At 45.4% G+C, this 25,223-nt stretch carries 20 protein-coding genes; 11 read left to right on the top strand and 9 right to left on the bottom strand.

What is annotated here, in order from left to right:
• Positions 1 to 14 precede the first annotated feature (14 nt).
• The 6 genes from H7708_RS12245 (at position 15) to H7708_RS12270 (ending at position 6,842) form a co-directional block, all read left to right on the top strand.
• Positions 15 to 860, top strand: a complete 846-nt coding sequence (locus H7708_RS12245; protein ID WP_223671150.1) for an ABC transporter ATP-binding protein — start codon at positions 15 to 17, stop codon at positions 858 to 860.
• A gap of 9 nt (positions 861 to 869) precedes the next feature.
• Positions 870 to 2,156: an ABC transporter permease gene (locus tag H7708_RS12250; protein ID WP_223671151.1), complete on the top strand. Its 1,287-nt coding sequence runs from the start codon at positions 870 to 872 to the stop codon at positions 2,154 to 2,156.
• Between the two features lie 17 nt (positions 2,157 to 2,173).
• A complete protein-coding gene (locus tag H7708_RS12255) occupies positions 2,174 to 2,401 on the top strand; it encodes a SlyX family protein (protein WP_223671152.1) in 228 nt (75 codons plus the stop codon).
• An 82-nt stretch (positions 2,402 to 2,483) separates the two neighbouring features.
• Positions 2,484 to 3,818, top strand: a complete 1,335-nt coding sequence (locus H7708_RS12260; RefSeq protein ID WP_223671197.1) for a class II fumarate hydratase — start codon at positions 2,484 to 2,486, stop codon at positions 3,816 to 3,818.
• A 73-nt stretch (positions 3,819 to 3,891) separates the two neighbouring features.
• Entirely contained in the window at positions 3,892 to 4,962 is a 1,071-nt protein-coding gene (locus H7708_RS12265) for a hypothetical protein (protein ID WP_223671153.1), read from the top strand.
• Positions 4,950 to 6,842 (top strand): M14 family zinc carboxypeptidase, encoded by a 1,893-nt coding sequence (locus H7708_RS12270; RefSeq protein WP_223671154.1) that lies wholly within the window; start codon positions 4,950 to 4,952, stop codon positions 6,840 to 6,842. Before H7708_RS12265 ends, H7708_RS12270 begins: the two co-directional genes overlap by 13 nt.
• A gap of 49 nt (positions 6,843 to 6,891) precedes the next feature.
• On the opposite strand, the gene H7708_RS12275 is transcribed toward H7708_RS12270, so the two are convergent.
• On the bottom strand, positions 6,892 to 7,779 hold the full coding sequence (locus H7708_RS12275; protein ID WP_223671155.1) for a DMT family transporter: 888 nt from the start codon (positions 7,777 to 7,779) through the stop codon (positions 6,892 to 6,894).
• Between the two features lie 142 nt (positions 7,780 to 7,921).
• On the opposite strand from H7708_RS12275, the gene H7708_RS12280 reads away from it, so the two are divergent.
• On the top strand, positions 7,922 to 9,061 hold the full coding sequence (locus tag H7708_RS12280) for a BaiN/RdsA family NAD(P)/FAD-dependent oxidoreductase (protein ID WP_407929745.1): 1,140 nt from the start codon (positions 7,922 to 7,924) through the stop codon (positions 9,059 to 9,061).
• A 48-nt stretch (positions 9,062 to 9,109) separates the two neighbouring features.
• Here the strand turns inward: H7708_RS12280 and H7708_RS12285 are convergent, their stop codons facing one another.
• The 4 genes from H7708_RS12285 to H7708_RS12300 all read right to left on the bottom strand — a co-directional run bounded on the left by H7708_RS12285 (position 9,110) and on the right by H7708_RS12300 (position 15,832).
• Complete coding sequence (locus H7708_RS12285) at positions 9,110 to 11,998, bottom strand: insulinase family protein (RefSeq protein ID WP_223671157.1); 2,889 nt, start codon at positions 11,996 to 11,998, stop codon at positions 9,110 to 9,112.
• A gap of 145 nt (positions 11,999 to 12,143) precedes the next feature.
• Positions 12,144 to 12,680 (bottom strand): hypothetical protein, encoded by a 537-nt coding sequence (locus H7708_RS12290; protein ID WP_223671158.1) that lies wholly within the window; start codon positions 12,678 to 12,680, stop codon positions 12,144 to 12,146.
• Between the two features lie 157 nt (positions 12,681 to 12,837).
• Positions 12,838 to 13,662: a M90 family metallopeptidase gene (locus H7708_RS12295; RefSeq protein WP_223671159.1), complete on the bottom strand. Its 825-nt coding sequence runs from the start codon at positions 13,660 to 13,662 to the stop codon at positions 12,838 to 12,840.
• 121 nt (positions 13,663 to 13,783) lie between these two features.
• Positions 13,784 to 15,832, bottom strand: a complete 2,049-nt coding sequence (locus tag H7708_RS12300) for an OPT family oligopeptide transporter (RefSeq protein ID WP_223671160.1) — start codon at positions 15,830 to 15,832, stop codon at positions 13,784 to 13,786.
• 195 nt (positions 15,833 to 16,027) lie between these two features.
• Between H7708_RS12300 and nadN the strand changes: the two genes are divergently transcribed.
• The gene (gene nadN / locus H7708_RS12305; RefSeq protein ID WP_223671161.1) at positions 16,028 to 17,857 is read left to right on the top strand and encodes an NAD nucleotidase; all 1,830 of its coding nucleotides are present in this window, start codon (positions 16,028 to 16,030) and stop codon (positions 17,855 to 17,857) included.
• Between the two features lie 56 nt (positions 17,858 to 17,913).
• On the opposite strand, the gene H7708_RS12310 is transcribed toward nadN, so the two are convergent.
• Positions 17,914 to 20,127: a thiamine pyrophosphate-dependent enzyme gene (locus tag H7708_RS12310; protein ID WP_223671162.1), complete on the bottom strand. Its 2,214-nt coding sequence runs from the start codon at positions 20,125 to 20,127 to the stop codon at positions 17,914 to 17,916.
• 180 nt (positions 20,128 to 20,307) lie between these two features.
• On the opposite strand from H7708_RS12310, the gene H7708_RS12315 reads away from it, so the two are divergent.
• From H7708_RS12315 to H7708_RS12325, 3 genes are all read left to right on the top strand, one after another.
• A complete protein-coding gene (locus tag H7708_RS12315) occupies positions 20,308 to 21,276 on the top strand; it encodes a PLP-dependent cysteine synthase family protein (protein WP_223671163.1) in 969 nt (322 codons plus the stop codon).
• Positions 21,273 to 21,566, top strand: a complete 294-nt coding sequence (locus tag H7708_RS12320) for a hypothetical protein (protein WP_223671164.1) — start codon at positions 21,273 to 21,275, stop codon at positions 21,564 to 21,566. The genes H7708_RS12315 and H7708_RS12320 overlap by 4 nt, the downstream gene beginning before the upstream one ends.
• A 90-nt stretch (positions 21,567 to 21,656) precedes the next feature.
• Positions 21,657 to 22,832 (top strand): trans-sulfuration enzyme family protein, encoded by a 1,176-nt coding sequence (locus tag H7708_RS12325; protein WP_223671165.1) that lies wholly within the window; start codon positions 21,657 to 21,659, stop codon positions 22,830 to 22,832.
• 188 nt (positions 22,833 to 23,020) lie between these two features.
• Here H7708_RS12325 and H7708_RS12330 read toward each other — a convergent pair whose 3' ends face one another.
• From H7708_RS12330 to H7708_RS12340, 3 genes are all read right to left on the bottom strand, one after another.
• Positions 23,021 to 23,449, bottom strand: a complete 429-nt coding sequence (locus tag H7708_RS12330) for a helix-turn-helix domain-containing protein (RefSeq protein WP_223671166.1) — start codon at positions 23,447 to 23,449, stop codon at positions 23,021 to 23,023.
• Positions 23,450 to 23,538: 89 nt separating this feature from the next.
• Positions 23,539 to 24,444 carry a spermidine synthase gene (locus H7708_RS12335; protein WP_223671167.1) on the bottom strand — a complete coding sequence of 302 codons (906 nt, stop codon included), beginning with the start codon at positions 24,442 to 24,444 and terminating at the stop codon, positions 23,539 to 23,541.
• The gene (locus H7708_RS12340) at positions 24,437 to 25,048 is read right to left on the bottom strand and encodes a fused MFS/spermidine synthase (protein ID WP_223671168.1); all 612 of its coding nucleotides are present in this window, start codon (positions 25,046 to 25,048) and stop codon (positions 24,437 to 24,439) included. The genes H7708_RS12335 and H7708_RS12340 overlap by 8 nt, the downstream gene beginning before the upstream one ends.
• Positions 25,049 to 25,223 lie beyond the last annotated feature (175 nt).

Consider the following 25,223-nt stretch of genomic DNA (forward strand, 5'->3'; position numbering starts at 1 on the left):
ATTTGGGGTAATGGATGATAATCGTTAAAGGTTTACAAAAGCGATATGGCAGTATTCAAGCGGTGGACCATGTTTCGCTGGAAATTCCCACAGGGCATATCTTTGGTCTGTTAGGACCTAATGGCGCCGGTAAGAGCACCAGCATTTCTATTATGACCGGGCTTATAGACGCTGACGGTGGCTCTGTTGAGCTCGATGGTCTCGAGCCGAAGAGTATGAAAGCGCGGTATAACATTGGGCTTGTACCGCAAAGCATCGCTTTGTATGAAGAATTGACGGCTTTAGATAACCTGGCTTTTTTCGCTTCTCTATACAGTTTAACGCCGGACGTAAAAAGTAGTCGTATTGACTGGGCTTTGCAATTTGTTGGGCTTCAAGACCGAGCTAATGACAGGGTATCTGAGTTCTCTGGTGGAATGAAGCGTCGACTAAATCTGGCAGCGTCATTGTTACACGACCCGGATTATATTTTTATGGATGAGCCGACAGCAGGAGTTGACCCACAGTCACGTAATAAGTTGTTTGATAATGTGATGGAACTTAAAGAGTTGGGGAAAACCATCATCTATACCACACACTATATGGAAGAAGCGCAAAAGTTATGCGATCGGGTTGGTATTATCGATCACGGTAAGTTACTGGCCTTAGGAACGGTCAATGAATTATTGCACCAGTATGGCGGTGATACCAAGTTGAGTATCAGTTCTGAAAAGGGAGTGAAAAGTTTTTCCTCGGCTAATGTTTCAGAGGACTTAACCAACGCATTGAGAGACATTGATAAGGTGTATGATATTTCAATGAATCGCCCCGATCTGGAAGCCGTATTTTTAAACTTAACCGGCCGTCAACTAAGGGATTAGGAATTAGCTATGAAGAAGATGATTGCTTTAATGCTCAAGGACTTTAAATTATTGTTTAAAGACAAAATGGCGGTCTTTTTTACTTTTATTTTTCCCTTAATTTTTGCTCTGGTTTTTGGCTCGATTTTTGCTGGCGATGGTAATGGTTCGAGGGCTCTACGTGTCGCTGCGGTCGACCAGGATCAAACCGAACAGTCCCAGCAATTCATCACAGAGTTATCTGCTGCCGATGAATTTAAAGTTCAATTAACTGATGAGGTTAACGCCAAAACGTTAGTTAGAAAGGGGAAGTTAGTTGCTTATTTTATTCTCCCTCAAGGGTTTGGTGAGGATTACCAAAGTGTGTTTAGTGGGAATGCTCCTGACATTTTGGTTGGTATTGATCCATCGCGCAAAGCTGAGGCGGGGTATCTGGAAGGCTCCTTGATGAAGCTGGGTATTAAACGTTTTGAGAATGCTTTTACCAATGCTGATGCCTTAACTGAACAGCTTGATCGTTCGATAATAGAGATTGAACAAAGCGATGAAGTTCCGGCTGAATGGAAAAGTTTGCTGGGTGACTATCTACCTAAGATGAGAGCGTTAGCCCAAGAGCAACAGGACGCCGGTGGCTCTATCAGTTTTGGTGGTGATACGGAGGCAAACCCAATGGTGCCGCTGAAAGTAACCAGGCAGGATGAGTTGGTGCAGCGTTCTGGCCCGAGAAATGCTTACTCCATTACCATTCCACAAGGTGCTATCTGGGCGATTATGGGCTGCGTTATCGGCTTTGCTGTCAGCTTAGTGCAGGAAAAGACATTAGGCACCATGAACCGTTTAATCGTTGCCCCTATCAGTCGTACACAAATTGTTGCCGGAAAAGCGCTTGGCTGTTTTGTGGCTCAGGTTATTGTGGTGACTTTATTATTTTTAGTGGCTTACTTTATTCTGGGGGTAAGCTTTGACATTAGTAAACTGATTATAGCGGTCATAGCGTCAGGTATTTGCTTTGTCGGGTTGATGATGTTTTTTGCCTCGTTGGCCAAAACCGAACGCTCGGTTGCAGGCATGACCAATGCTTTTCTGATTATGATGGGTATGATTGGCGGCGCTATGATACCGCTGTTTGTGATGCCTGGTTGGATGCAGGCCATTAGTGATTTTAGCCCAGTAAAATGGGCGATTTTGGCGCTTGAAGGTGCTATATGGCGAAACTTCTCTTACGGGGAAATGATGACTCCGGTATTAATTTTATCGGCTATAGGCATCGTCGCTTTTATTTTAGGGACGCGCATGGTAAAACTTGAAGACGCATAACCTCAAAAAGTTAAACCATGAGCACTCTGGAATCATTACAGCATCAAATTGATGAGCTTCAAACTAAGCTTGCCTTTCAGGACGATACGATTGAGCAACTTAACCGTATCGTGATCAGGCAGGACGAAATTATTCGATTACTGCAGTCCAAGTTTTCATTGATTGGCGACAAAATTCAGGATATTGAGGCTAATCTTCCGAATAAACCATTTAACCCGCAAGAGGAGGTTCCTCCTCACTATTAAGGGAGCTGATGGTTTCGGGCATGAACAGTAGAAGGAGGTTACTTTGGCCGAACGTAAGCAATATCGAACTGAAAAAGACAGCATGGGTGACGTTAAAGTGCCGAAAGAGGCGCTTTATGCGGCGCAAACTCAGCGGGCTGTCGATAACTTTAATTTTAGCAACTTAACCTTGCCGGAAGATTTCATCCGGCAAGTGGTGCTGATCAAACAGGTGGCAGCAGAAGTTAATTGTGAACTGGGACTGCTCAGTAAAACAAAGCGCCAGGCTATTACCAAAGCGACCAGACAAATCCTCTCTAACGATCTGATTAACCCTGATAACTTCCCGATTGATGTTTTTCAGACCGGCTCTGGTACCAGCACTAATATGAACGTCAATGAAGTGGTGGCGCATCTGGCTTCTAATTCGAGAACCAAAGTGCACCCCAACGATGACGTTAATATGGGACAAAGTAGTAACGATGTTATTCCTACGGCGCTTGCTATGATGGCTACAGAGCAGTTAGTGAAGCATTTATCTCCGGCGCTTGAACAGTTAATCAAAACCATCAAAGCTAAAGGGAAGTCGTTAACGTCGGTGGTAAAAACGGGGCGTACTCATTTGATGGATGCTATGCCGTTGAGTATGGAGCAGGAGCTGTCAGGCTGGGCATACCAATTGGAGGCATCCCTGAAGTCGATCAAAAAGCTCATACCTCAGACTGCTGAGTTGGCTCAGGGCGGAACGGCGATTGGCACTGGTATTAATAGCTCGGCTAAGTTTCGGACGGAGTTCGTCAAAAAAGTAAAATCGCAGACCGGATTACCGTTTAAGAAAACTGGGAACACCTTTGCTAGCATTGCGGGACAGGACGCCAGCGTCAGCGTATCTGGTGTTTTAAACACCTTGGCGACGGCATTAATGAAAATTAGTAATGACCTGCGCTGGATGAACAGTGGTCCAGTTAGTGGCTTAGGCGAAATTCAATTAAAAGCGATTCAGCCAGGCAGCAGTATTATGCCGGGCAAAGTCAATCCGGTCATTCCTGAAGCTGTGACGCAAGCTGCCGCTCAAATTATGGGGAACCATACCAGTATTACTGTGGGTGCCCAATCAGGTAACTTTCAACTCAACGTGATGCTGCCAATGATCGCTTATAATTTATGGCAATCTTTAAAGTTGGCGACCAACTCTGCTCACCAGTTAGCACAAACGATTAAAGACTTTGAGCCAAATACAGAAGCACTAGAGGCTTTATTGAGTAAGAATGCTATTTTAGCGACGGCCCTGGCTCCTGAAGTAGGTTATGAAAAAGCATCGGAAATCGTATACAAAGCAAGAAAAGAAGAACGCTCGATATTAGAGGTCGCCATTGAATTAACATCCATACCTAAGCGAAAGCTTGAGGCTATTTTGAATCCTAAGAAGTTAATTTAGGTGTAACTAACACCATGATTTAAGGTCTAATAGCTGCGTAGTCAGCATTTGGGAGCGGATAACAGGTGTGTGTATGAAGAAATTAAAACGATTATTTTTGGTATTTGGAATTACTTTTTCCAGCTTTATCCATGCTGTTGAAAAAGGCCCTTTATTGATTTCAGAGCTTCCACCAAATCAAATTTACACCCAGCAACAGTTAGCAGACTTTGAAAAACATACAGATGCTGATCTTAAGGGACAAGAGATAACCGGACTAGAAAAAGATTACCAACTCTACAAAAAAGTTGTCAGTATCAGGCCAGATAGTCTTACCGATGAACAGCGTGATTATTTATTGAATCTAACCGAACATAAACCGCGTGCCTATAAAGTCCATGCTGAAGGTCCTGTCGCAATTCCTGTTTATAATATTAAGGTACTTGCCGAATATAAACTTTTTAAAAATAAAGTAGCTGTAGAAGCTTCTAAAATGCAGCCACTTCTTGTGACTAACACTCAACAATTTGTTAAGCAAAGTACCACTGGGTCTCTACAAAGGCTGGCGGCAAGAAAAGCCGTTAAAGATTCTCAGCCCATAAATGAATCTACTTTACGTCAACTGATTGATGCATATAAAGCCGATGGTTCGAATGGTAGTGTTATAGCTTTGAATGACCTGGCTGAATTGACGGGAAATAAACAGGCTGCTATGGCGGTTCTCAAGGCAGACGAGGCACACTGGCTCAAACGTCAGATTCTCAATAACTTAAATCAATACTTCTCTGCTCAGGAGCAGAGGACTCTTCTGAAGGAACTTATCGAACAAAAAACAGAGTTGTCTTCGCAGGCCTTGTTTGCTTATTCTCAGTTGCCGGCTTCTGCTTATGACGAAGACTTACTCTATGGCTTATTAGCGGATGAAGTGCTCGGAGCCAGTAGCGCCGCGGCTATTGCTAACTCGTCACACGGAGCAATAGATTTTAACCGGCTGCTCCAGAACATTAAGAATAATTCTAACTCGAGAACTATGGTGGCGAATAGTTTATTGCTACTCAGGTTATCCGGTGATCCTGAAGCGAAGGGCGTGTTACGCGATATTGTTGCGGCTGACTATATAAAGTTTGCAGACATAAAAGAGGAGGTGGCAACATGGTTAGAGTAACATTAAGCCTTATCGGTATTGCTCTACTCTTATCTTCTAGCTCAGCTTCGGCTGAAGTCTTAACCTATACCGAAAACACTAACTCGAGTAATGAACTTGCTATCGGTTACCCAGTTCCTGAGCCAATAAATTCACTGGCTGCGGTGGATGGTTTCCGTAGTTATGACAGTCTTCATAGTCAGCATCAATCGCTGGCTATTAATCATGCCGAAGTGCGTAGCAGTATCGTCGGTCAGACTCATAATAACCGTGATATCTTTGCTTACCGTTTTGGTGACGGTGATACACAAACGATAGGTGGCCAGAGAGAGCCTGCTTTTTTAATTAATGGCGGTATTCATGCGCGCGAATGGCAGAGCCCAGAAGCGGTTACAGAATTGATGGAGCAGTTGGTTGAAGGTAAAAATGATCAAGGGACGGTGCAGTACCTGTTGGAGAATACCAATACGGTCATTATCCCTGTTCTGAATATTGATGGCTTTTTACAGACTCAGCGTTTTCCTACACAAGTAACACAAACACCAGGAACAAATGCGGGTTCTACTCCTACGCAGAAATTCGCTCAGCCCAGAGATGGCAGAATGAGACGTAAAAATATGCCTAATGTTGATGAGGTATTATCGACAGAAGGTGACCGTCTGAATGGTGTTGATCTAAACCGTAATGGCGAAGTGTTTTTTGGTGCGCAGCCTGATAATAGTACCCCCACCAGTTTAATCTACGGTGGTACTTCTGCATTCTCAGAACCTGAAACGCAGGCTCTACTGCAGGCGGCGAAACTGGGTCCAAGGAATCGACTTCGTTTCTACCAGGATACGCATTCATTTTCACGTGTCCTCTTTGTACCACAGCCAGCTAACAGTCGCCGTAATGCAATCACAAATAGTTTAGCTGGAAAGTTTCAGGATGCGACACGGGCACAAGGCTCGGATTACTTTCCGGTTATTAGTGAAGTTGGCAGTGGTATCCCGTCAACCGCCGACTATTTCGCCTATACCGATCTAATCCCAACTTGGACGCTGGAAATTGAACCTCCGATGGGGTTTGCCAATGAACCTGACGGCGGTGCCTTTTATGGTGGTACCGGTGCCAGTCATTCCGGTTTTATCTTGCCAGCCAGCGAAATTGCGCGGGTCCGGGATGAGCTGGCGATAGGGCAGCTATTGATGCTGTATCATCAGGCGGGACCAGCGTATGTCACAGAGGTTAAAATAACAGATGCTGATGGTACCGAAGTCTATGCCGCATCGTGGCAGTCAGCATCCGGCAGCCGCAGTCTGTCTATCACAACTAACGACACTTTAAGTGCCGGCCAGCAGTACAACCTGTATGTTAGTTTCAGCAAACCGATGCGAGTCAGGAACTCTTCTGGTGGTATTGTTCAGTATTCAGGTCAGTCGGTAAGCTTAGCGCCTTCTATCAGTTTAAGTGGTAATGGTGGCAGTGGTAATTTCAGTCGGGTTTTGGCGACCAGTCGATCTGATTGGCTGGCTCAGGAAACCGATGGTTTCACTTTCAAGCGTTATCAGGATGATGCTTTTAGAACGACTTTCACGATCCCTTCCGATATTCCTGTCAGCTCAACCACCGGGACCACAACTATGAATATTAACCTTAATGTTCAGGACCTTGCGGGACTGTCTCTCGATGCGAATCCTGCCACTGTGGTCGACTGGGCTAACGGTGCCTGGACGAATTATGAGGACGGTAATGGACAGGCGGGTGATTCTGGCGGTCCTGACTCGAATTACCAAATAAAAGCCTCTAACCAGGGGCTTACGTTGTCTGAGCCACAGTCCAGCGGTGGCGGCGGGAGTTTTAATTGGCTGCTATTGTTATTATTATCAGGTCTTGCCGTAATCCGAAAACGATGTCAGTAAAGGGCAGAGTGATGCTGAAGTCGACCCCAGCATCACTGTAAGGGGCCTGTTACTGTGCTTTACTAAGGTCCCTACGGTTAATCACAAAGACGTTGCCTGCGGCGATGAAGAGAATGCCGAGGGCAACCGACCAGGTCCATTGAAAGTCCTCGAATAAGGTCGAAATAATCAGGGCAACTGCTGGAAACAGCACCACGGCATAAGACGCTTTGTGAACGCCAATACGTCTAAGCAGAGTTAAGTAGCAACCGAAGGCGAAAACGGAACCAAATAACGCTAAATACACCAGACTAATGTTATAAGATAGGGACAGGTTATAACTAATGGTTTTGCCCTGAACGAGTCCCACCAATAAGCTCACTAAAGCGCCGTAGGCCATGCCAAAGGCATTCATTTGTATGACCGGCAAGTCATATTTTTGGGTTTGTACCGAGACCAGGTTACCAATCGAAGCGGCCAGAACGCCCATAATGGCTAATGTCAGACCAAATACGGTGGTATTTTCTAAGCTGAAGTGACTGAGTTCGTCCCAAAAGATCAAAACCATGCCGACCAGACCGAGCGCAGAGCCGATGGCGACACGAGCGGTAATAGGGGTTTTAAAGAAAATTCGGGAATTGATAATGTTCACGATCAGGACCGACGAGAAGATCACGGAAGCCATGGCCGAACTCAGAAAGACCTGAGCTTTGTACAACAGGATATAGTTCAGGCTGAACATACAGGTGCCCAGTAGCACTAACCAGACGTGCTGTACCAGACCGAATTTAAGAGGAAGCTTTTTAAAAATGCAGTAAACCCACAGCAGTATCGCTGCCAAAGCAAAACGATAGAATGACGAGTACTCGTGAGCGACGCCTTCCAGTTGATATTCGATAGCGAACCAGGTGCTTCCCCAGATTAACACGCATAAGGTATAGAGCACAGATGTAGACATTAAGAACTTCATAGCGGGACCAAACTGTTGCAATGGGCAGATGATGCCATAGATGGTAGAATTCTGCTCGAAATATTTGCCCACAAGTTAAATCATGCAGAAATTAGACGTTGTCATTATTGGTGCCGGAGCCGCGGGCTTGATGTGTGCCATCAGTGCTGGAAGCCGCGGTAAGTCGGTTGCGGTACTGGATCATGCCAATAAAGTAGGCAAGAAAATCCTTATGTCAGGCGGCGGGCGCTGTAATTTCACCAATTATTATGCTGAGCCTGCTAATTTCCTTTCAGAGAATGAGCATTTCTGTAAGTCGGCTCTAAGCCGTTATACGCAGTGGGACTTTATCAGTCTGGTCGAAAAACATGGCATTCCTTATCATGAAAAGAAGCTGGGGCAACTGTTCTGTGATAATAAAGCCAAAGATATCGTCAATATGCTATTGGCCGAATGTGCTGATGTTGGAGTCGAGGTGCGGACTCACTGTTCCGTGGATCAGGTTGAAAAACAGAATAATGGGTTCTTATTAACCACCAGTCAGGGCAAGTGGCTGTGTCAGTCATTGGTGGTTGCCACGGGCGGTTTATCAATCCCGACCATGGGCGCTACGGGCTTTGGCTATGATATTGCGAAACAGTTTGGCTTAAAGGTCTTGCCGACATCGGCTGCTTTAGTGCCGTTTACTTTTACGCCGCATTTACTGGAGCAATTTGAAGGGCTATCCGGCACCTCTGCCGACTCGCTTGTAAGCTGTAATGGTCAGTCATTTCGAGAGAATATTCTGTTTACGCATCGCGGACTGAGCGGTCCATCCGTATTACAGATCTCATCCTATTGGCAGCCGGGCGATTCGGTAGCGATTAATCTGTTCCCTGATAGGGATTTATTTGAGTACCTTAAAGAAAAGCAGCAGAAGAACCCTAAGAGTCATGTTAATGCCGTAATGTCGGAAACTTTGACCAAGAAGCTGGCTGATCGTTTATGTGAGTTGTGGTTTACTGATTTTTATCAAAAGCCTTTGGCTGAACTGTCGAATGAACAGTTGGCTGCTGTCGCTGAGCAATGCCAGAACTGGCAGCTTAAGCCTACGGGAACAGAAGGCTACCGTACCGCCGAAGTTACGATGGGCGGTATCGATACCGATGAGGTTTCTTCAAAAACCTTTGAAGCAAAAAAAGTGCAGGGTTTATATTTTATTGGAGAAGTTTTGGACGTAACCGGGCATCTGGGCGGGTACAACTTCCAATGGGCCTGGGCCTGCGGCCATGCCTGCGGACAGTACGTATAAAACGTCAACATAAAAAAGAGCTCCCTGGGAGCTCTTTTCAGTTTGGCATTATTCGGCTAATTGCCTGACACAATTATCCACCCGACAAACCCTGTAGCCATCAGCTTTGTAGCTGGCTTCGTTCTTATGGGGATGACCAATATTCCAGGCGGCAATGGATGCACGTGTGTCCGCTGCAACAAATTGCTTATAAACATTAATCACTTTCGACAATGGCATTGCCTTAACGGCTTCGATCAGCTGCTTTTTCGAATTAAACTTATATTTATTGTCATACAAATCTTTCGACAATTCTCCGAGTTTTTGTGACAGGTTATCAAGACGTTTATCCAGATTCGATAGTAACCCTTTGACTTGTGAGTCATAAGCTTCCTGGCTGAGGCTGGATAAATAGTCAGGTTGGTCTTGAATAAACTCATCAAATTTCTGCATCAGAACAGCAGGATGTGCCTTCGGTGATTGAATCAGGAGGCCAAGACCAGGCGTTTGATCAAAATTAAAGTTAAACATTTGAACAATATAGCCGTATTGCTGTTGAGTTCTCAGCGAATCATAAAAACGGTGCTTTAGCAGGTGCGAGAGAATTCTAAAAGCAGCTTCCTGCTCTACATCTTCTGCATTACCCTGGAATGTCCAGACAAGACTTGAGTCATTATGGTCAACGCTTACCTCACGGATGAACTGCTCGCCTGACTTAAGAGCAATGACTTCCGCTTCAGGTTTTATGTCGTCTTGCAGGCGCTGCCCCAGTTTGGTGTTGAGTGAGTCGCCTAGTTGTTTAACATCCGCTGCGGAAATGTTACCGATGTAAATGCTATCAACCTGAACCCTGTTCAGTAGTTCTTTCGCCTTTTTAGAAAAAGTAGTGAAGTCAATATTTTCAATGATGTTAAGAGCGGTATCATCGGATATTGACTGTAACGCCACTTCATTTCGGATAGCTGCAATCACCTGACTGATAGGGCGCTTAAACTTGCTGTTCTGGTAGTTTTGGATCATGTTGAGTTTAATACGCTCAAAGTCAGACTTAGTAAACTCTTCCTTCATCATTTCATCGAGCACAGTGTAAAGTAATTGTGGTAGCTTGGGGCTATAGCCTTTAGTCGTAATACTAAAGCCGCGAGAGTTTGCCGATAGTCCAAAGTCGAGGCCAGCCATATCAGCTTCATAGGACTCTGTCGCAAGTTGATCGGTAACGTAATTGGCGAAAATATCACGAATGACTTTCAGCTCGTCATTATCATAAAAAACAGGGGTGAAAAGTCGCATGCTAAGAGCCGCTTTAGGCAGGCCAAATTCATTTTCATTTTCGTACCAGATTCTTATGCCTTTATTTTCATAGCCTAGCTTTGGCTCTGTAATCGCCGTTTCTTTCTCGACCAGCGACAGGTCTTCGGCCAGATATGGGTTGGCATCGGGCAGGCTCATCGCTTTGTATACTTTGACATTAGTCCAGGACTGAAGTTGCTCCTGTGTCAGCGGTTGCATCGTATAAGCCACATCATAACGCTCCTCTTTTGTCTTCGAGGATATGTCTGGTGCAGACACTACCAGGCGCAGGTTCTGCGGGGTTAACTGTGCTAAAAACTGTTTTATCAGTTGTGGGTCAAAGTTGTCGTAAACACGGCTGATGTCCAAGGCATGTTTAGCCGGGTAATACTGCAGGTTACCGGCCAGTGTTCGTGCCAGATATGCCGGTTGTGTTTTACTTTGATATTCAAAGTCATTGTTTTTGATCAACTTCATCTGCTCAAAGGTTGATTGTTTGACACCGTCATCTTTAAGCAGCTTTAAGTACGCAAAAAAAGCTTCGACAACCTTGTCTACATTGTCGTAACCTTTATTAGTTAACTCGATATTAACCATAAAGCGGGTAAAGTCGTCTGGCCCATAGACGTAGTCGTAAAGGTTTTTAATATAACCTTGTGATTTTAAGTAATCGTAAAGCGAGCCTTCACTACGGTAGGTCAGCAGTTCGGAAATGTAGTTCACAGGCTTTTCTTTGTAATATTGGGTAGCTTCCGGTAAAGTAAAACGTAACTCGAGGAAACGCTTGTTCTCTAAGGTCTGGACGCCAATCTTGACGCCTTGCTGTGACTCTAAATAGGGTTCTGGACGCTTACTGTAATCCGGCTGGTAACCGTTATTAGGGATAGCTGAAAATTTATTTTCAGCCCATCGCATTAGTTGATCGGTTGGATAGTTACCGACAACCACCAATGACATAATGCCAGCTGAGTAATATTTTTTGTGATGGGCTTTTACATCGGCAAGAATGTTACTGGTTTCAGTGTCGGACAGGGTAGACAGGTTTCCGACTGAAAACTGTGTCATTGGATGTGCCTGATTGGCAGTTTGCTTTACGGCTTCATGCAAGCGACGAGCATCGTCTTTGACCTTGAGTTTGTACTCGGAATGAACCGCATTTCGCTCTTTCTGTACGTATTTTGGATCGAATAAAGGGTCGATAAAAAAACGTGAAAAACGGTCGAGCGCAGGTTCTAAATAATTATTGTCAATCTGGAAAAAGTAGCTGGTGTGCTCCATTCCCGTTCCGGCATTATGAGTGCCGCCATGTTTGGAAATGAACTCGCCATACTCACCAACTTCAGGATATTTTTGGGTACCGAGAAACAACATATGCTCAAGGTAATGGGATAAGCCCTCTCGGTTTTTAGGATCTGCCAGATGGCCAATATGAACATCAAGTGAAGCCGCGGCTTTGTCTGCTTCCGGATCCGATACAACGATAACCTTTAAACCATTATCAAGTTTTTTATATTGGTATTGTCGCTCGTCGAGGTGGCTCTTAGTGATTTCCTGTACTACCGGAGTGGTCTCGCTATCCGGAGTCATAGTGGTACAAGCGGTCAATAGCGCTACAGAGAGTACAATGAGTACTAAAGTCCAAATTGTGGTGAGTTTACTGCGAGTCATGATATCAATCCCCCTCTATGTCATGTAGGGCATTTTATCCATGAGGCGGGTATATCTGTAGTCTGAATTTGTAACAAGATGAGACGGTGGGCAATTGATTCGCCAGAAGTTTTATGCCCGCCAGATAGCGGCGGGCATAGGGATATCACTTTTCATCGGCTACGGGAACCATAATGTGAGCGTAAGGAGTATCCCCCCACATCACATAGGGACCGCCTTCGGTTGGATCATCGGTGATGCCTTGCAGATATTCTTTAGGCACGATAATCATCAAGTGAGGACCGGTCTCAACATAGTCGTCGGCTTCTTTGTGGTTCTCATGGAATGGATCGGAGTTACTGACCCCAGCTCCCTGATCGCCTTGCAGCATGTAAGAAATACCGACACGATCGGTACTAAACTCCGTTTTATTGGATAGTGCCTGCATCATTTCCTGCCATACCGGATCGACACAGATAGGGGCGTTATCGCCTGGCAAGGTATCAGGCATGCAGGTCCAGCCATTGTTACCTTCAACCAGAACTTCACCGTTATCGACGATGGTAGCGTTGTTACTAACCGTTGGTGGTGCTGCAGAGCGTGCCTGCTCGATTCGTTTATTTGGATTGGCATCACTGATATTTAAGCAGCACATGAGTGCCGTTGAGGTAACAAGTAATGCTAAATTAGATTGAATTTTCATAAGACTCTCCTTTACAGCTGTTTACGGGCTACAAGGGAATATCCTGTCTAGACAAGTTATTAGCGTTTTTGTCGCTGCAGGGCTATCCTTAGTTAGCCCAACCGCGCAATTATATCAATTTTTAAGTAATGATGTCTTTGTCCGGTTACTCAGTTTGTTAGGACCAGCTTGACGGATCGATGGCGTAGTATTGCGTAAACTGAGCATAAAGCTCTGGGTGATACTGTTTCAGTTCTTTAGGTTTTTCAAAAAACACCTCGGTGGCGACAGCAAAAAATTCGGCCGGATTGGTGGCGCCATAGCGATCGATTAACGTTCGCTTTCCTTGTTGCGCTTGCTGTCTAAGCTGTTCAAACTCCTGAGACATGATATTGGCCCAGATATCATAGTCGTGCTCTTTGCTCAGCGGTGGTGCGCCATTAGTAACCCCGGACTCACCATCCAGCTGGTGCGCAAATTCATGGATGACCAAGTTATGGCCATCGTTAAAGTCAGCTCCGCCATGGGCTGAATCTTGCCAGGACAGGATGACTTTCCCCCGGTTCCACGACTCGCCAAGCAGTACTCGGGAGTCGCGCTGTTGTACTCCCGAATGATCCTGTGTGGCGCGGTTGGTGATAAAGGCAGCGGGGTAGACCGCAATGGTTTTAAGGAAAGGGTAGAAATCAGTCGGTCGATTTAATAGTAATAAGCAGGCCTGGGCTGCAATTGTGACGCGAACTTCGTCTGTGATTTCTTGCCCTTGGTGACCTACGAACTGTTTTTCTGAAAGAAAAATTTTCATCTTATCTTTCAACTGTAACTGTAGGTCTGAAGGGATCTTATAAAAGAAACTTAAGTTATTGCGTAGGATTTGGCGCCATTCTTTGGGAAATGGCTGATTGCTAATCGCTTGACGCTTTTTTTGTTTGCGTCGGTTGGCTGTTGCTATCCATACAATAAGTAAGGCACAGAAAAGCAAAAAGATAATAAGAGGTAGCATAGGGTGTCCCTACTAAGGAGCAATATTAATAGGTATTGGGACTCCGGTAGTAAATTCAAGGCCAGGACGAGCAGGGGAGTGGACAAAAAAAAGAGGCTCGATATGAGCCTCTTAGAGTGGATTATTTTGTTTTCATCGTTTTACGGTATAAGTACAGGCAGACAAAGATCAAACCTGCCAGACCGAGTAGTTGGGTCACGAAAGACTCTCCCATTAAGGGAAAAGCTCCTTGCCAGACGACTGCCGCAATCGCTACAAGTACACCTAATAGGGCTTCACCGGTAATTAAACCGGATGCGATAAGCAAACCAGTACCTTCGCGTTTTTTGCGAGTTTCTTCGCTCTGCTTGGCTGTCTTTTTCTTAACGATATGGGCAATGACACCACCAACAAAAATGGGCACTGAAAGTCCCAGCGGTAGATAGATACCAACCGCTACCGCAAGGATTGGGAAACGAATTTCTGAACCCCGTTTTTCCTGGATCTTGTCAAGAATGATTAAGACAATGGCTAAGGCAAAGCCGATAAAGATAAAGTTCCATTCGATGCCTGCACCGAAAATACCTGTGGAAAGATCACGCATTAAGCCAGCCTGTGGCGCAGATAGCGGTGTAGCATCGGGGTTAATCGGGCTTGGACGGCCAATACCATAACCTTGATCCAGAATGTTTAACACAAATGGGATGACCAGAGCCGCCGCAACCACACCAACGACCTGGAAGATCTGCTGGCGCCAGGGCGTAGCGCCAAGGACATTACCACACTTCAGGTCCTGCATATTATCACCCGCAATCGCTGCTGAAGAGCAGATCATGCCGGCGAGGAAAATTACGGCGACAGGGCCGAGCGTTGCAGCCATACCCTGATTACCCATTAGCTGTAATAGGATCAAGGCCGATACGATAACTGTCGCAATGGTGACACCAGAAATTGGGTTGTTAGAGCTACCGACCAGACCGGCCATATAACCTGCTACTGAGGCAAAAATAAAGCCAAACACTAGCATCAAGACGGTCATAATGCTGGCGATCATCAGTTTATCTTCGTAATCACCTAAAGCGTTATAGAAAATAAAGAAGAGGGGAACAATGGCAATTAATACCAAGATTCCAACGAAGTTAATTGGGGTGTCGAAATCTGTACGCAGGACTTTTTGTCCTTCGCCACTTCTGGTCGCTTTATAAGCCCTCAGGCTCGTTTTCACACCATTCCACAGTGGCCTAGCCAGGCTAATCAACGACCAGACACCGCCGACCATCATGGCGCCAACACCGATACGTCGGCAGTTCTGCCATGCTTCGCTAGCCAGAGCACTCCATTGACCGTCAGTAAACTCTGACATCGGAGTTCCGGCAGGAATGCCTACGGTTTGCATTAAAGCTTCTGAGTTAAATACCCAGTTAAGCGGGACGCCGATTAAGGTACCAATGACGCCACCGATGAACACGAGAGAAGCGATATTCAGGCCGACAATGTAACCGACACCAATCAGCGCTGGACTCAGTGTGATATTGCCCATGAACAAATACTTACCAGAAAGCAAACTCTTAATGGTCGAAACACCGCTTGAGAGAACACCGATCACTTGCTCCAGTACTTTGAATATGCCCCCCAGTCCCGCCGCTACCAGTAACATTTTAAAACCTTTGGCCGCTTCTTCGTTGTGTACATGCTCTGGGTGATCTTTATCGGTTTCAATACCACCCGTTTTAAGTACTTCCGCAGTAGCAACGCCTTCCGGGAACTTAAGCTTGGCTTCGACGATTAGCGCACGTCGAAGCGGAATGGTGAAAGCCACACCGAGCACACCACCCAAAATGGCAATGGCAACCATGGGGCCGTACTCATAACCGGTCCAGGCATTCATCATTACTAATGCCGGAATGGTAAAGATGATACCGGCGACCAGAGACTCGCCGGCGGAGGCGGCGGTTTGAACCATATTATTTTCTAAAATGGTGGAACGTCTGAACAGCCGTAAAACCCCCATGGATACAGCTGCTGCAGGAATGGATGCGGAGACGGTTAAACCCACTAGAAGGCCAATGTAAGCGTTGGCTGCCGCTAAAATCATCGACAGTAAAGCACCGAGTATTAGTGCTTTAACCGTTATTTCGGTCAAGCTACGCTCAGCTGGAACCACCGGCGGAGGTAATGAATTGTTGTTCATAAACTGTCCTTTTGATTATTATAAATGACACCAAAATATAGTGAATTCCTTTGTGAATCAAGCGATAAAGCGCCATAGGTGACTGTAAATATATGACTACAGCTAAGTAATATTCTTAAAATTGACTTCGAGCGTTAACCTGTTCGTCATATTTTTCTTTGATGATAGAGCCCTGAATTTACATGAGGTTTTATTATGAATAAAAGAGTATTGCTGGCGAGCCTTGTTACCTCGTCTGTGGTTTTGGCAGGCTGCCCTTTTGATTCGGACGATGACAAGAACGAATACGTGGGCAGTGAAAAGCCTGATTTTTCACTGGGTATTGTGCACATCAATGATCACCATTCCCACTTAGATGCAAACTCAGGAGCGCTTGAGTTTAGTGGGGTTAGCACGGATGTTGATATGGGTGGCTTTCCACGCGTGGTTGCTAAAATTAAGGAGCTAACGGCTGCTAAGGATAATAGCCTGAAGCTGCATGCCGGTGATGCGATTACTGGTGATTTGTTTTATACCCTATTTGCCGGTGAAGCAGATGCAAGCTTGATGAATCAGGTCTGTTTCGATGCATTCTCCTTAGGTAACCATGAATTTGACGCTGGTGATGAGGGGCTTAAGACATTTCTGGATTACTTAAGTACACCAGTCTGTGATACCGCTGTACTTGCTGCGAACGTGGTTCCGGAAGTCGGCGTTTCTGCTTTAGCTCCTAATTCGGCTACCGACTATTTTAAGCCTTATACCATTAAAGAGTTTGGTGGTGAAAGGGTCGGTATTATCGGTATCGATATTGCCGATAAAACAAAGAACTCATCGAGCCCGGATGAGACCACGGAATTTCTTGATGAACAGGCGACTGCTCAGCAATATATTGATGAGCTGCAAGAAATGGGCGTGAATAAAATTGTTGTCATGACTCATTACCAATATCAGAACGACATAGAGTTAGCTAAGAGCTTGTCGGGTGTGGATGTTATTGTTGGTGGTGACTCTCATACGCTATTGGGGGATTTCACCGGTTTCGGTTTGAATACCGGTGGCGATTACCCGACGGTGGAAGCGGATCTAGATGGTAATACTGTGTGTATTGTTCAGGCCTGGGAGTACTCAAACGTTGTCGGTGAACTGGACGTGGTGTTTGACGGGGACGGTAATATTAAGTCCTGTGACGGTACACCACACCTGTTGATTGGCGACAGTCTGGTGCAGAACGATGTTGAGCTTGAAGGCACTGAGCGACAACAGGTGATCGATATTATTGATGCCACCCCTCAAATCTCGATAGTGGAACCGGATCTGGCCGCTACTCAAACGTTAGAGAATTTTGCCAGCCAGGTAGATAGCTTGACGCAACAGGTTATTGGGGCGGCGGCAGAAAACTTATGTCTGGAGCGAGTACCGGGACAGGGTAAAAGCGCCTTATGCGATGTTTCCGAAACTGCTATGCATGGCAGTGATATTTCCAATATTGTAGCTCTTGCTTTTAAAGAGCAAAGTATCGAGGCTGATATTGCGATTCAAAACGGTGGCGGGGTTCGCATCGATGTTCCAGCGGGTGATATTACGGTTGGTACGGCTTATACCTTGTTGCCGTTTGCAAATACGCTGGTTAACCTCGATATGACTGGCGAAGAAATTAAACAGGTTCTGGAAGAGGCGGTCGATTACGCAACAACTCCGGGCGGCTCCACTGGTGCTTACCCTTACGCATCTGGTTTACGCTTTGACGTGGATTTAAATCAGGCCATGGGAAGTCGTATCAGTAACCTTGAGGTTAAACTGAAAGGTGAAACGGAATGGACGGCTATCGATTTATCTGCAACCTATAAAGTCGTCACCAATGACTTTATCGCTTCGGGTAAAGACGGTTATGTCACTTTTGGTACTATTTCAGAAGACGGGCGGGTTGAAGATACTTATCTGGATTATGCGCAGTCGTTCGTCGATTACGTTAAGCGCACCGGAACTTTGATGAAGCTTCCGTATTCTGAGTACAGTACGCAAAATTTTACTGGTAAACAGTAACCATAAGAACCGCCGCAATACTAAGTTGCGGCTTTTCTTTTCTAGGTTTTATAAGTTTATAGATTAAGCACGGCTTCGACGATATTTTCTTTACTCGGTAATACATATTGCCAAGAGGTACCAATAGGAATAAATGTATCGTGGCCTGTAATGCGCTTAATGTTCGGTAATTTATCAAGGTTCTCGACTAGACCTGTGATCAGCTCTTCGCTTAAGGAACCTGTTTTACGGCATTCATCGACCACCAAAACGTTTGCATAATGCTTAGCAATCTCTGCGATGCCCTCATGATTCAAAGGCGCCAGCCAGCGAATATCCATAACATCGACAGTAGTCTTGTATTTATCCTTTAGGAGCTTCTGAGCCTGTTGTGACAGGTAGTGACCGTTACCATAGCTAATCACCAGAGTCTTGCTGGCTTTTTTGCCTTCGCCTGGATAAACCGCGGGCTCACCAAAGGCGACGGTTTCATGTGGCTCAGGGTAAACGCCTAACCAACCGTTATCACCTGCTTCGTGCAGGTCTTTGGCGTGATACAGAGCAATTGGCTCAAGGAAGACCACCACTCGTTTTTGCTCGTCAGCCAGTCGGACTGCTTCGCGCAGCATCATAGAGGCATCTCGTCCATGAGATGGGCAAGCTAAAATCACACCGGGAATTTCCCGTAAGAAAGCAATGCTATTGTCGTTATGAAAGTGACCGCCGAAGCCTTTCTGGTAAGCAAGACCAGCAATTCGGATGACCATTGGGTTGGTGAACTGGTTGTTGGAGAAGAAGGAGAGTGTTGAGGCCTCGCCTCGAATTTGGTCAACCGCGTTATGGGTATAGGCCAGGAACTGAATTTCCGGAATGGGTAAATAACCGAGATGAGCGGCGCCGATGGCATTACCTAAAATACTGGTTTCATCCAGCATGGTGTCGAATACACGATCATCACCAAAACGTTTCTGCAAATTGGTGGATACGCTGTAAACACCGCCTTTTTTACCCACATCTTCACCAAACATCATGATCTTCGGGTACTGTGCCATCAGATCCGTAAGCGCGTAGTTGATAAGCTGCGCCATACTGCGTGGTTTGTCGAGGAATTTAAACTGGCGGCCGATATCGAACAATTCGTGACGTTTGCTTAATGTGGGTAGCGCTGGTTTTTCTTTAGCTGGAAGCTCGGGTGCGATGGAGGCACAGACTTCTTCGGCACTGCTGAGTTTCGGCAACTTAATAGCTGCTTCAGCGGTTTTCTCGACCTTGTCACGGGTACTTTCATACAGCGTCAGTATGTCGTCGGTGGATAAATAACCGGCTTCAATGGCCAGACGGGCTGAGTGTAACAGCGGATCCTGCGCTTCGGTCGCTTCGATGTGCTCAATACTGTGATACATACTTTCGGTATCGTTACCGGCATGCCCCATCAGGCGAATAGTCTTCATGTGTAGGAATACAGGGCGGCGCTCATAACGTGCAATTTCTTCGGCTTCCTGTGCCGCCAGATAGACATCAGGCAAATGTAAACCGTTGCATTGAATGTACTCGATACTTTGACGATTTTTTACGTTATTCTCGATCCAGTTGTCTGGAGTCGAAACGGAAATACCAATACCATTGTCTTCACAAATATAGACCAGCGGCAATGGCTCGCCTTTGTAAGCCAGGTATTGAGCTGCATTAAAAGCTGATTGTGATGTGGCATGGTTAAAGCTGGCATCACCAAAGTTACACAGGATCACACTGTCTGATGGTATTTCTGCATCAAAATCTGTGTGCTGAGTTTTACCCAGTGACCAGGCGGCACCCATAGCTTTCGGCAGGTGTGAGGCGATGGTACTGGTTTGCGGTGGTACAAATAGTTTGGTTGAGCCAAAGACTTTATGGCGGCCTTGAGAAATCGGATCGTCTTTTGCTGCCACCAGCGACAATATCTGCTCCTGAACCGGATCGACGTTATGGATTTTTCTCGAGCGCTCGGCCATCAGCGCGCCTGAGCGATAGTGTAGAAAGGCCATGTCGGTATGACGGAAAACTTTACCTAAAGCGGCGTTCCCTTCGTGACCACTACTACCGATAGTGTAAAAGCCAATACCCTGATCTTTTAAAATTCGAGCTCGCAGATCGAGGTGACGACTGATAACTTGTGACTCAAACAGCTGCACAAACTCTTGTGGTGACAGCTGCGTAACACCTGCTTGTATGTTGCTGACTTTACTCGGGAATTTTGCTGTTTTCAGGGAGATTAAGAAGTTCTGGTCGATGACACTGGCGCGGTCAAGCATTGTAATATTTTTATCTGATTCTAAATAGGCGATTAGTATGCTTTATGGATATAAGGATGTCACTTCAGAAACCACTGGTTGGATCAGATCGGGGCAGCGTCAAGATTGCGATTAGGTTTTGCTTTCTAATGTGTTAAAGTAGCGCCAACATTATATAAGGTTAGGTTATATCGAGACGGTATGAAGGTTTATAACAATATTCTTGAGATGGTCGGTCACACGCCGATGGTGAAGTTTCAAAAGATGGATACGGGTAAGTGTCAGCTATTTGGTAAGCTTGAATCACAAAATCCTGGCGCGTCAATCAAGGATCGTATTGCTATTACCATGGTTGAAACGGCTGAAAAGGAAGGACTGATTAAGCCAGGCGACACTCTGATTGAAGCGACTGCCGGTAATACTGGCTTAGGCTTAGCCATGGTCGCTGCGCAGAAAGGTTATAAGCTGAAAATCGTCATGCCAGATAAAATGAGCATGGAAAAAGAATATAACCTGCGTGCTTTTGGTGCTGAAGTGATGCGAACTCGCTCAGACGTTGGCAAAGGCCATCCAGAGTATTATCAAGACGTCGCTAAGCGTCTGTCAGAAGAAAATGGTTGGTACTTCATTAACCAGTTTTCTAACCCAGCGAATATCGAGGCACACTACACCACAACTGCCCCTGAAATCTGGGAGCAGCTGGACGGTAAAGTTGATGCTGTGGTTATCGGTGTTGGCTCAGGCGGAACTGTCACCGGGATCGGCCGCTTTATGAAGGAAAAGAACCCGGATATCGACATTGTATTAGCTGATCCTGACGGCTCTATTCTGACTCACTACCATGAAACGGGTGAAATGTCGGAAGCGGGTAGCTGGGTCATCGAAGGCATTGGTGAAGATTTTATTCCTGATATTTGTGATATGAGTTTGTTTACCAAGGCTTATACCGTAACCGATAAAGAATCTTTGAATACTGCTCGTGAACTGATGTTAAAAGAATCGGTTATGGGCGGCTCATCAACAGGAACCTTGGTTGCAGCGGCGCTAAAATACTGTCAGGATCAGACTGAGCCAAAGAACGTCGTCACGCTTGTCTGTGATACCGGTAATCGCTACTTATCGAAGATGTATAATGATGAGTGGATGAAAGAAAAAGGTTTTCTGTCATGACTGATAAAAAGCAACCGACACCGCCTACGGCCAATATTTCCATCTGGTGGTTGTTATTGGATATTATTGGTATGGCTCTGGTCGTTTTTGCCGGTTATGAAATTTACCTGATCAATGAAAAAAATACCGGGATCTTAGCGGAGCATATCAGTTGGCCGCATTATCCCTGGGTTATTATGGTGATTGGCGTCTTATGTATGATTCCATTCCATAAACAGGTCTTTTCGTTGTTCCGAAAGGTAAAACAGTACCAGAAAGATCTGGCGAAGAAAGATCGTCCTGATTTTTAATCTGCTCATCCCTTGAAATTAGCTGTAATGACTCGATGTTATATGAATCTGCTCATTACAGCTTAAATCGATATAACCAACAGGTATTTTATGTCAGACAAGAAATTAAAGTTTGCCAGCCGCGTGATCCATGCTGGTCAAAAGCCAGAACCTATCACGGGCGCGGTGATGCCACCAATCTTTACCACTTCAACTTATGCCCAACCGGCACCGGGTGAGCACACGGGCTATGAATATTCGCGCAGCCAGAACCCAACGCGTATGGCCTATGAGCGCTGTATAGCTGACTTAGAAGGTGGTAAGCAGGGCTATGCCTTTGCCTCAGGTATGGCGGCAACCAGTACCATTCTTGAACTACTGGATGCCGGTTCGCATATCATTGCGATGGATGATTTGTATGGCGGTACCTTCCGTTTATTCGATAAAGTACGTAAGCGTACGGCAAACCTTGATTTCAGTTTTGTCGATTTATCCAACCTGGATAATTTGGAAAAATCGCTGAAACCAAACACCAAAATGATTTGGGTGGAAAGTCCGACGAACCCAATGTTGAAAATGGTCGACATGAAAGCCATCGCAGATTTTGCTAAAAAGCATAATTTGATTGCGATAGCGGATAACACCTTTGCCACGCCGTATAATCAGCAGCCACTGGGCTTTGGTTTTGATATCGTGATGCACTCAGCGACCAAGTATCTGAATGGACACTCGGATATCGTCGGTGGCGTGGCCGTGGTTGGCGATAACGATGAGTTGCGTGAACAAATGGCATTCCTGCACAACTCTGCGGGTGCTATTCAGGGGCCATTTGACAGTTATTTAGCATTGCGTGGTCTGAAGACACTTGCATTGCGTATGCGTCAACATAATGAGAATGGTCAGAAAGTAGCTGAGTTTCTGAGTAACCATCCTCAAATCGATAAAGTCTATTACCCTGGTTTGGACTCACACCCGCAGCATGAGCTGGCCAAAAGCCAGATGAAGGGCTTTAGCGGTATGGTCTCTGTGTTGGTCAAAGGTGAAACACCTGAGCAGGCAGCGAAAAACTCACATGAGTTTATGAAGAAACTGAAAATCTTTACGCTGGCCGAAAGTTTAGGCGGGATCGAGAGTTTATCTAACCACCCTGCGATCATGACTCATGCCTCGGTGCCATACGAAGTGCGTCAGGAGATTGGTATTCTGGATAACCTGGTGCGCTTATCTGTCGGTGTTGAAGATATAGACGATATTCTCGAAGATCTTGACCAAGCTTTGAAAAAATAGTCTTTTTACCCCTATGCTTTGTTGTAGCAAAGATTTTAATTGGCCTCATTTACTATGTGTAAACTCGTTAATTAAAACTTTGCTACGCCTCGCCTAGAAATAAAAATCCTTATTTTAATAAATAGTAAATTGGTTGCAAAAAGGCGCCGTTGAGGCGCCTTTTTTTGTATCGGTGAAGGGGGTTGGGGTTACCAGATTTTATCTTGATCGCCCCTACGTATGGTCCAGGCGCTGATGTAGGCGCTAATAAACAACGCTGGGGCAAACGGGAGCAGTTCCGGTTTAAAGAATAGGCCGCCGAACCAAAAAACTACTCCTAAGAATAAGCAGATCGTTTCAGTAAAAAGTAAATGCTTACGGCTGCGAATACCAAACAGGTTGAAACGTAACCACCATGGCTGAGCTTTCCATTCTTCAGTTGTTTTGTCTATCACGATAATCTCCTGTTGTAATGTTTCGATATCAGTTTCGAAAACAGCAGCGAGAGATTTCAATGATTCTAAACTGGCGCGATTACCACTTTCGATACGTTGAATGGTACGAATACTGAGCCCACTGAGTGTGGATAATTGCTCTTGTGACCATTGTTTCTTTTCGCGTAGTTTCTTTACTATCATTGTTAGCTCCTTGTTGCTGTTTCAGGAGAAATTATCCATAAAAAGGCCCTCGGCGGTGACGACAAACGGCCGCCAGAGGGGTGACAGCCCTAATTTTTCAATAAGTTAGCGGGTGAATATTGATCGGTCAGGATTTTGGCGCTGGTGTCCCAGTTAATATCATTACTGATGGCATCGAATACTTTCAGGGTGTCAACGCCGTATTGCATCATCAGTCCTTTGTATTCATTGGCCCTTTTTAGTAAAGAACGTTTTTGGGGCAGTTTTTCATTGCTCACGACAATGACGCGGTTAGTTTTTTCGTCTTTAAAGCTAACCTGATAAAGCTCACCAAACACTTGGTGGTAGGTCTCTGATTCGTGGTGGAAGAGGGCACTGGAGCTAAAAGTATTAGCCATAATGATGCCGCCAGGTTTTAGAATGCTCTTCACTTCTTCCAGATACTCTTTAGTCATCATATGCTCTGGAATATAGTCGCTGTTGAAAGCGTCCAGCAAAATAAAGTCGTAACGTTGATCTTTGCGTTGAGCACGTTTGACAAAAACACGGCCATCTCGAACGTGAGTCTTGTACTGGGCTCCGTCGTCTGTGTAGTTGAAGTATTTTTTTGCCATCTCAGTGACAACAGGATCAATTTCTACGGAGGTGATATTAGCGTTTGGATACAGTTCCTTATAATGGTTGACCAGGACGCCACCGCCAAGGCCTACAACGAGAATATCCTTGGGTTCATTAAGGAAAAAAGTCGCGCTCATAGCGAGTTTATAATAATCAAAAACGAGTTGCTTAGAACCATCGTCATAGATACAGGATTGACTGAGATCGTTATGTTTTTTTTTACGGAAGCGCATACAAATATATCCGTTTTCCTGCACGACATAGACGTTTTGATAGAGCGAACGTTCTTCTTCCAGAAGTTTGGCGTTACCGCTGCTCGGCATGAAAGCAAAACTGATAAGCAGTAGGGCAACACTTAGACGTAATATGCTATTCATTGACTAACTCCGCTTTAGGCAAAGGTTTAGGGAATAGTACTGATACTATACCGACTACGGCCAGGACGGAAGCAACGCCGTACAAAATGTGATCAATTTCGAACCACAACACCAGGTAGAATGAAGTCATGATGGTGCCAAGGGCACTGCCGAGCGTTGACACAAAATATAAAAAACCTGCGGTTTGACCACTGCTTTCAGCGTTCGCCACCAGCAGGCGAACCGAGTAGGGAGCTATCATGCCCATAATCGTTGTTGGTAACAAAAACAGAATAATTGAAGCAACCAGTGAGCCGTAACGAGGATCTTCGATCAGCATGAATATCCAGTCGGAGATGGCTTCGTGCCCAAGCACCAGGGGCAGTATGGTTATTGCCGCAATAATAAAAATCATACCGTACTTTCGGGTATTGGGTTCGTTAAGTGATAACTTACCACCGAACAGATAACCGACCGATAAGGCCAGCATGAACACCGTAATGATACTGCCCCAGACATAGACACTACCGCCAAAGTATGGAGAAAGAATTTTGCCGCCAAGCAGCTCCACGGTCATGATGGAGAAACCCATAATAAAGGCACAGATCAAAACAAGAGTATTCATAGAATGTCTTATAGAATTTATTAGTTCACCTGATAATAAGCGAATGAGGTTAAATGTCAAAGTTTGGCCGAGTACTCAAATATACAATCGCTTAATTGTCTGATACTTATATTCTATTGGGTCGTTTATATGAACGTGCTAAAATACGGCCTTTAATATATTTATAGCGTGAATG

The sequence above is a fragment of the Kangiella shandongensis genome, from assembly GCF_020005365.1.
Taxonomy (GTDB): Bacteria; Pseudomonadota; Gammaproteobacteria; order Enterobacterales; family Kangiellaceae; genus Kangiella; species Kangiella shandongensis.

Bases quoted from the DNA above. Each gene is read 5' to 3' on its own strand.
- H7708_RS12245 (WP_223671150.1), top strand. From the start codon at position 15: ATGATAATCGTTAAAGGTTTACAAAAGCGATATGGCAGTATTCAAGCG.
- H7708_RS12250 (WP_223671151.1), top strand. From the start codon at position 870: ATGAAGAAGATGATTGCTTTAATGCTCAAGGACTTTAAATTATTGTTT.
- H7708_RS12255 (WP_223671152.1), top strand. From the start codon at position 2,174: ATGAGCACTCTGGAATCATTACAGCATCAAATTGATGAGCTTCAAACT.
- H7708_RS12260 (WP_223671197.1), top strand. From the start codon at position 2,484: ATGGGTGACGTTAAAGTGCCGAAAGAGGCGCTTTATGCGGCGCAAACT.
- H7708_RS12265 (WP_223671153.1), top strand. From the start codon at position 3,892: ATGAAGAAATTAAAACGATTATTTTTGGTATTTGGAATTACTTTTTCC.
- H7708_RS12270 (WP_223671154.1), top strand. From the start codon at position 4,950: ATGGTTAGAGTAACATTAAGCCTTATCGGTATTGCTCTACTCTTATCT.
- H7708_RS12275 (WP_223671155.1), bottom strand. From the start codon at position 7,779: ATGTCTACATCTGTGCTCTATACCTTATGCGTGTTAATCTGGGGAAGC.
- H7708_RS12280 (WP_407929745.1), top strand. From the start codon at position 7,922: ATGTGTGCCATCAGTGCTGGAAGCCGCGGTAAGTCGGTTGCGGTACTG.
- H7708_RS12285 (WP_223671157.1), bottom strand. From the start codon at position 11,998: ATGACTCGCAGTAAACTCACCACAATTTGGACTTTAGTACTCATTGTA.
- H7708_RS12290 (WP_223671158.1), bottom strand. From the start codon at position 12,680: ATGAAAATTCAATCTAATTTAGCATTACTTGTTACCTCAACGGCACTC.
- H7708_RS12295 (WP_223671159.1), bottom strand. From the start codon at position 13,662: ATGCTACCTCTTATTATCTTTTTGCTTTTCTGTGCCTTACTTATTGTA.
- H7708_RS12300 (WP_223671160.1), bottom strand. From the start codon at position 15,832: ATGAACAACAATTCATTACCTCCGCCGGTGGTTCCAGCTGAGCGTAGC.
- nadN (WP_223671161.1), top strand. From the start codon at position 16,028: ATGAATAAAAGAGTATTGCTGGCGAGCCTTGTTACCTCGTCTGTGGTT.
- H7708_RS12310 (WP_223671162.1), bottom strand. From the start codon at position 20,127: ATGCTTGACCGCGCCAGTGTCATCGACCAGAACTTCTTAATCTCCCTG.
- H7708_RS12315 (WP_223671163.1), top strand. From the start codon at position 20,308: ATGAAGGTTTATAACAATATTCTTGAGATGGTCGGTCACACGCCGATG.
- H7708_RS12320 (WP_223671164.1), top strand. From the start codon at position 21,273: ATGACTGATAAAAAGCAACCGACACCGCCTACGGCCAATATTTCCATC.
- H7708_RS12325 (WP_223671165.1), top strand. From the start codon at position 21,657: ATGTCAGACAAGAAATTAAAGTTTGCCAGCCGCGTGATCCATGCTGGT.
- H7708_RS12330 (WP_223671166.1), bottom strand. From the start codon at position 23,449: ATGATAGTAAAGAAACTACGCGAAAAGAAACAATGGTCACAAGAGCAA.
- H7708_RS12335 (WP_223671167.1), bottom strand. From the start codon at position 24,444: ATGAATAGCATATTACGTCTAAGTGTTGCCCTACTGCTTATCAGTTTT.
- H7708_RS12340 (WP_223671168.1), bottom strand. From the start codon at position 25,048: ATGAATACTCTTGTTTTGATCTGTGCCTTTATTATGGGTTTCTCCATC.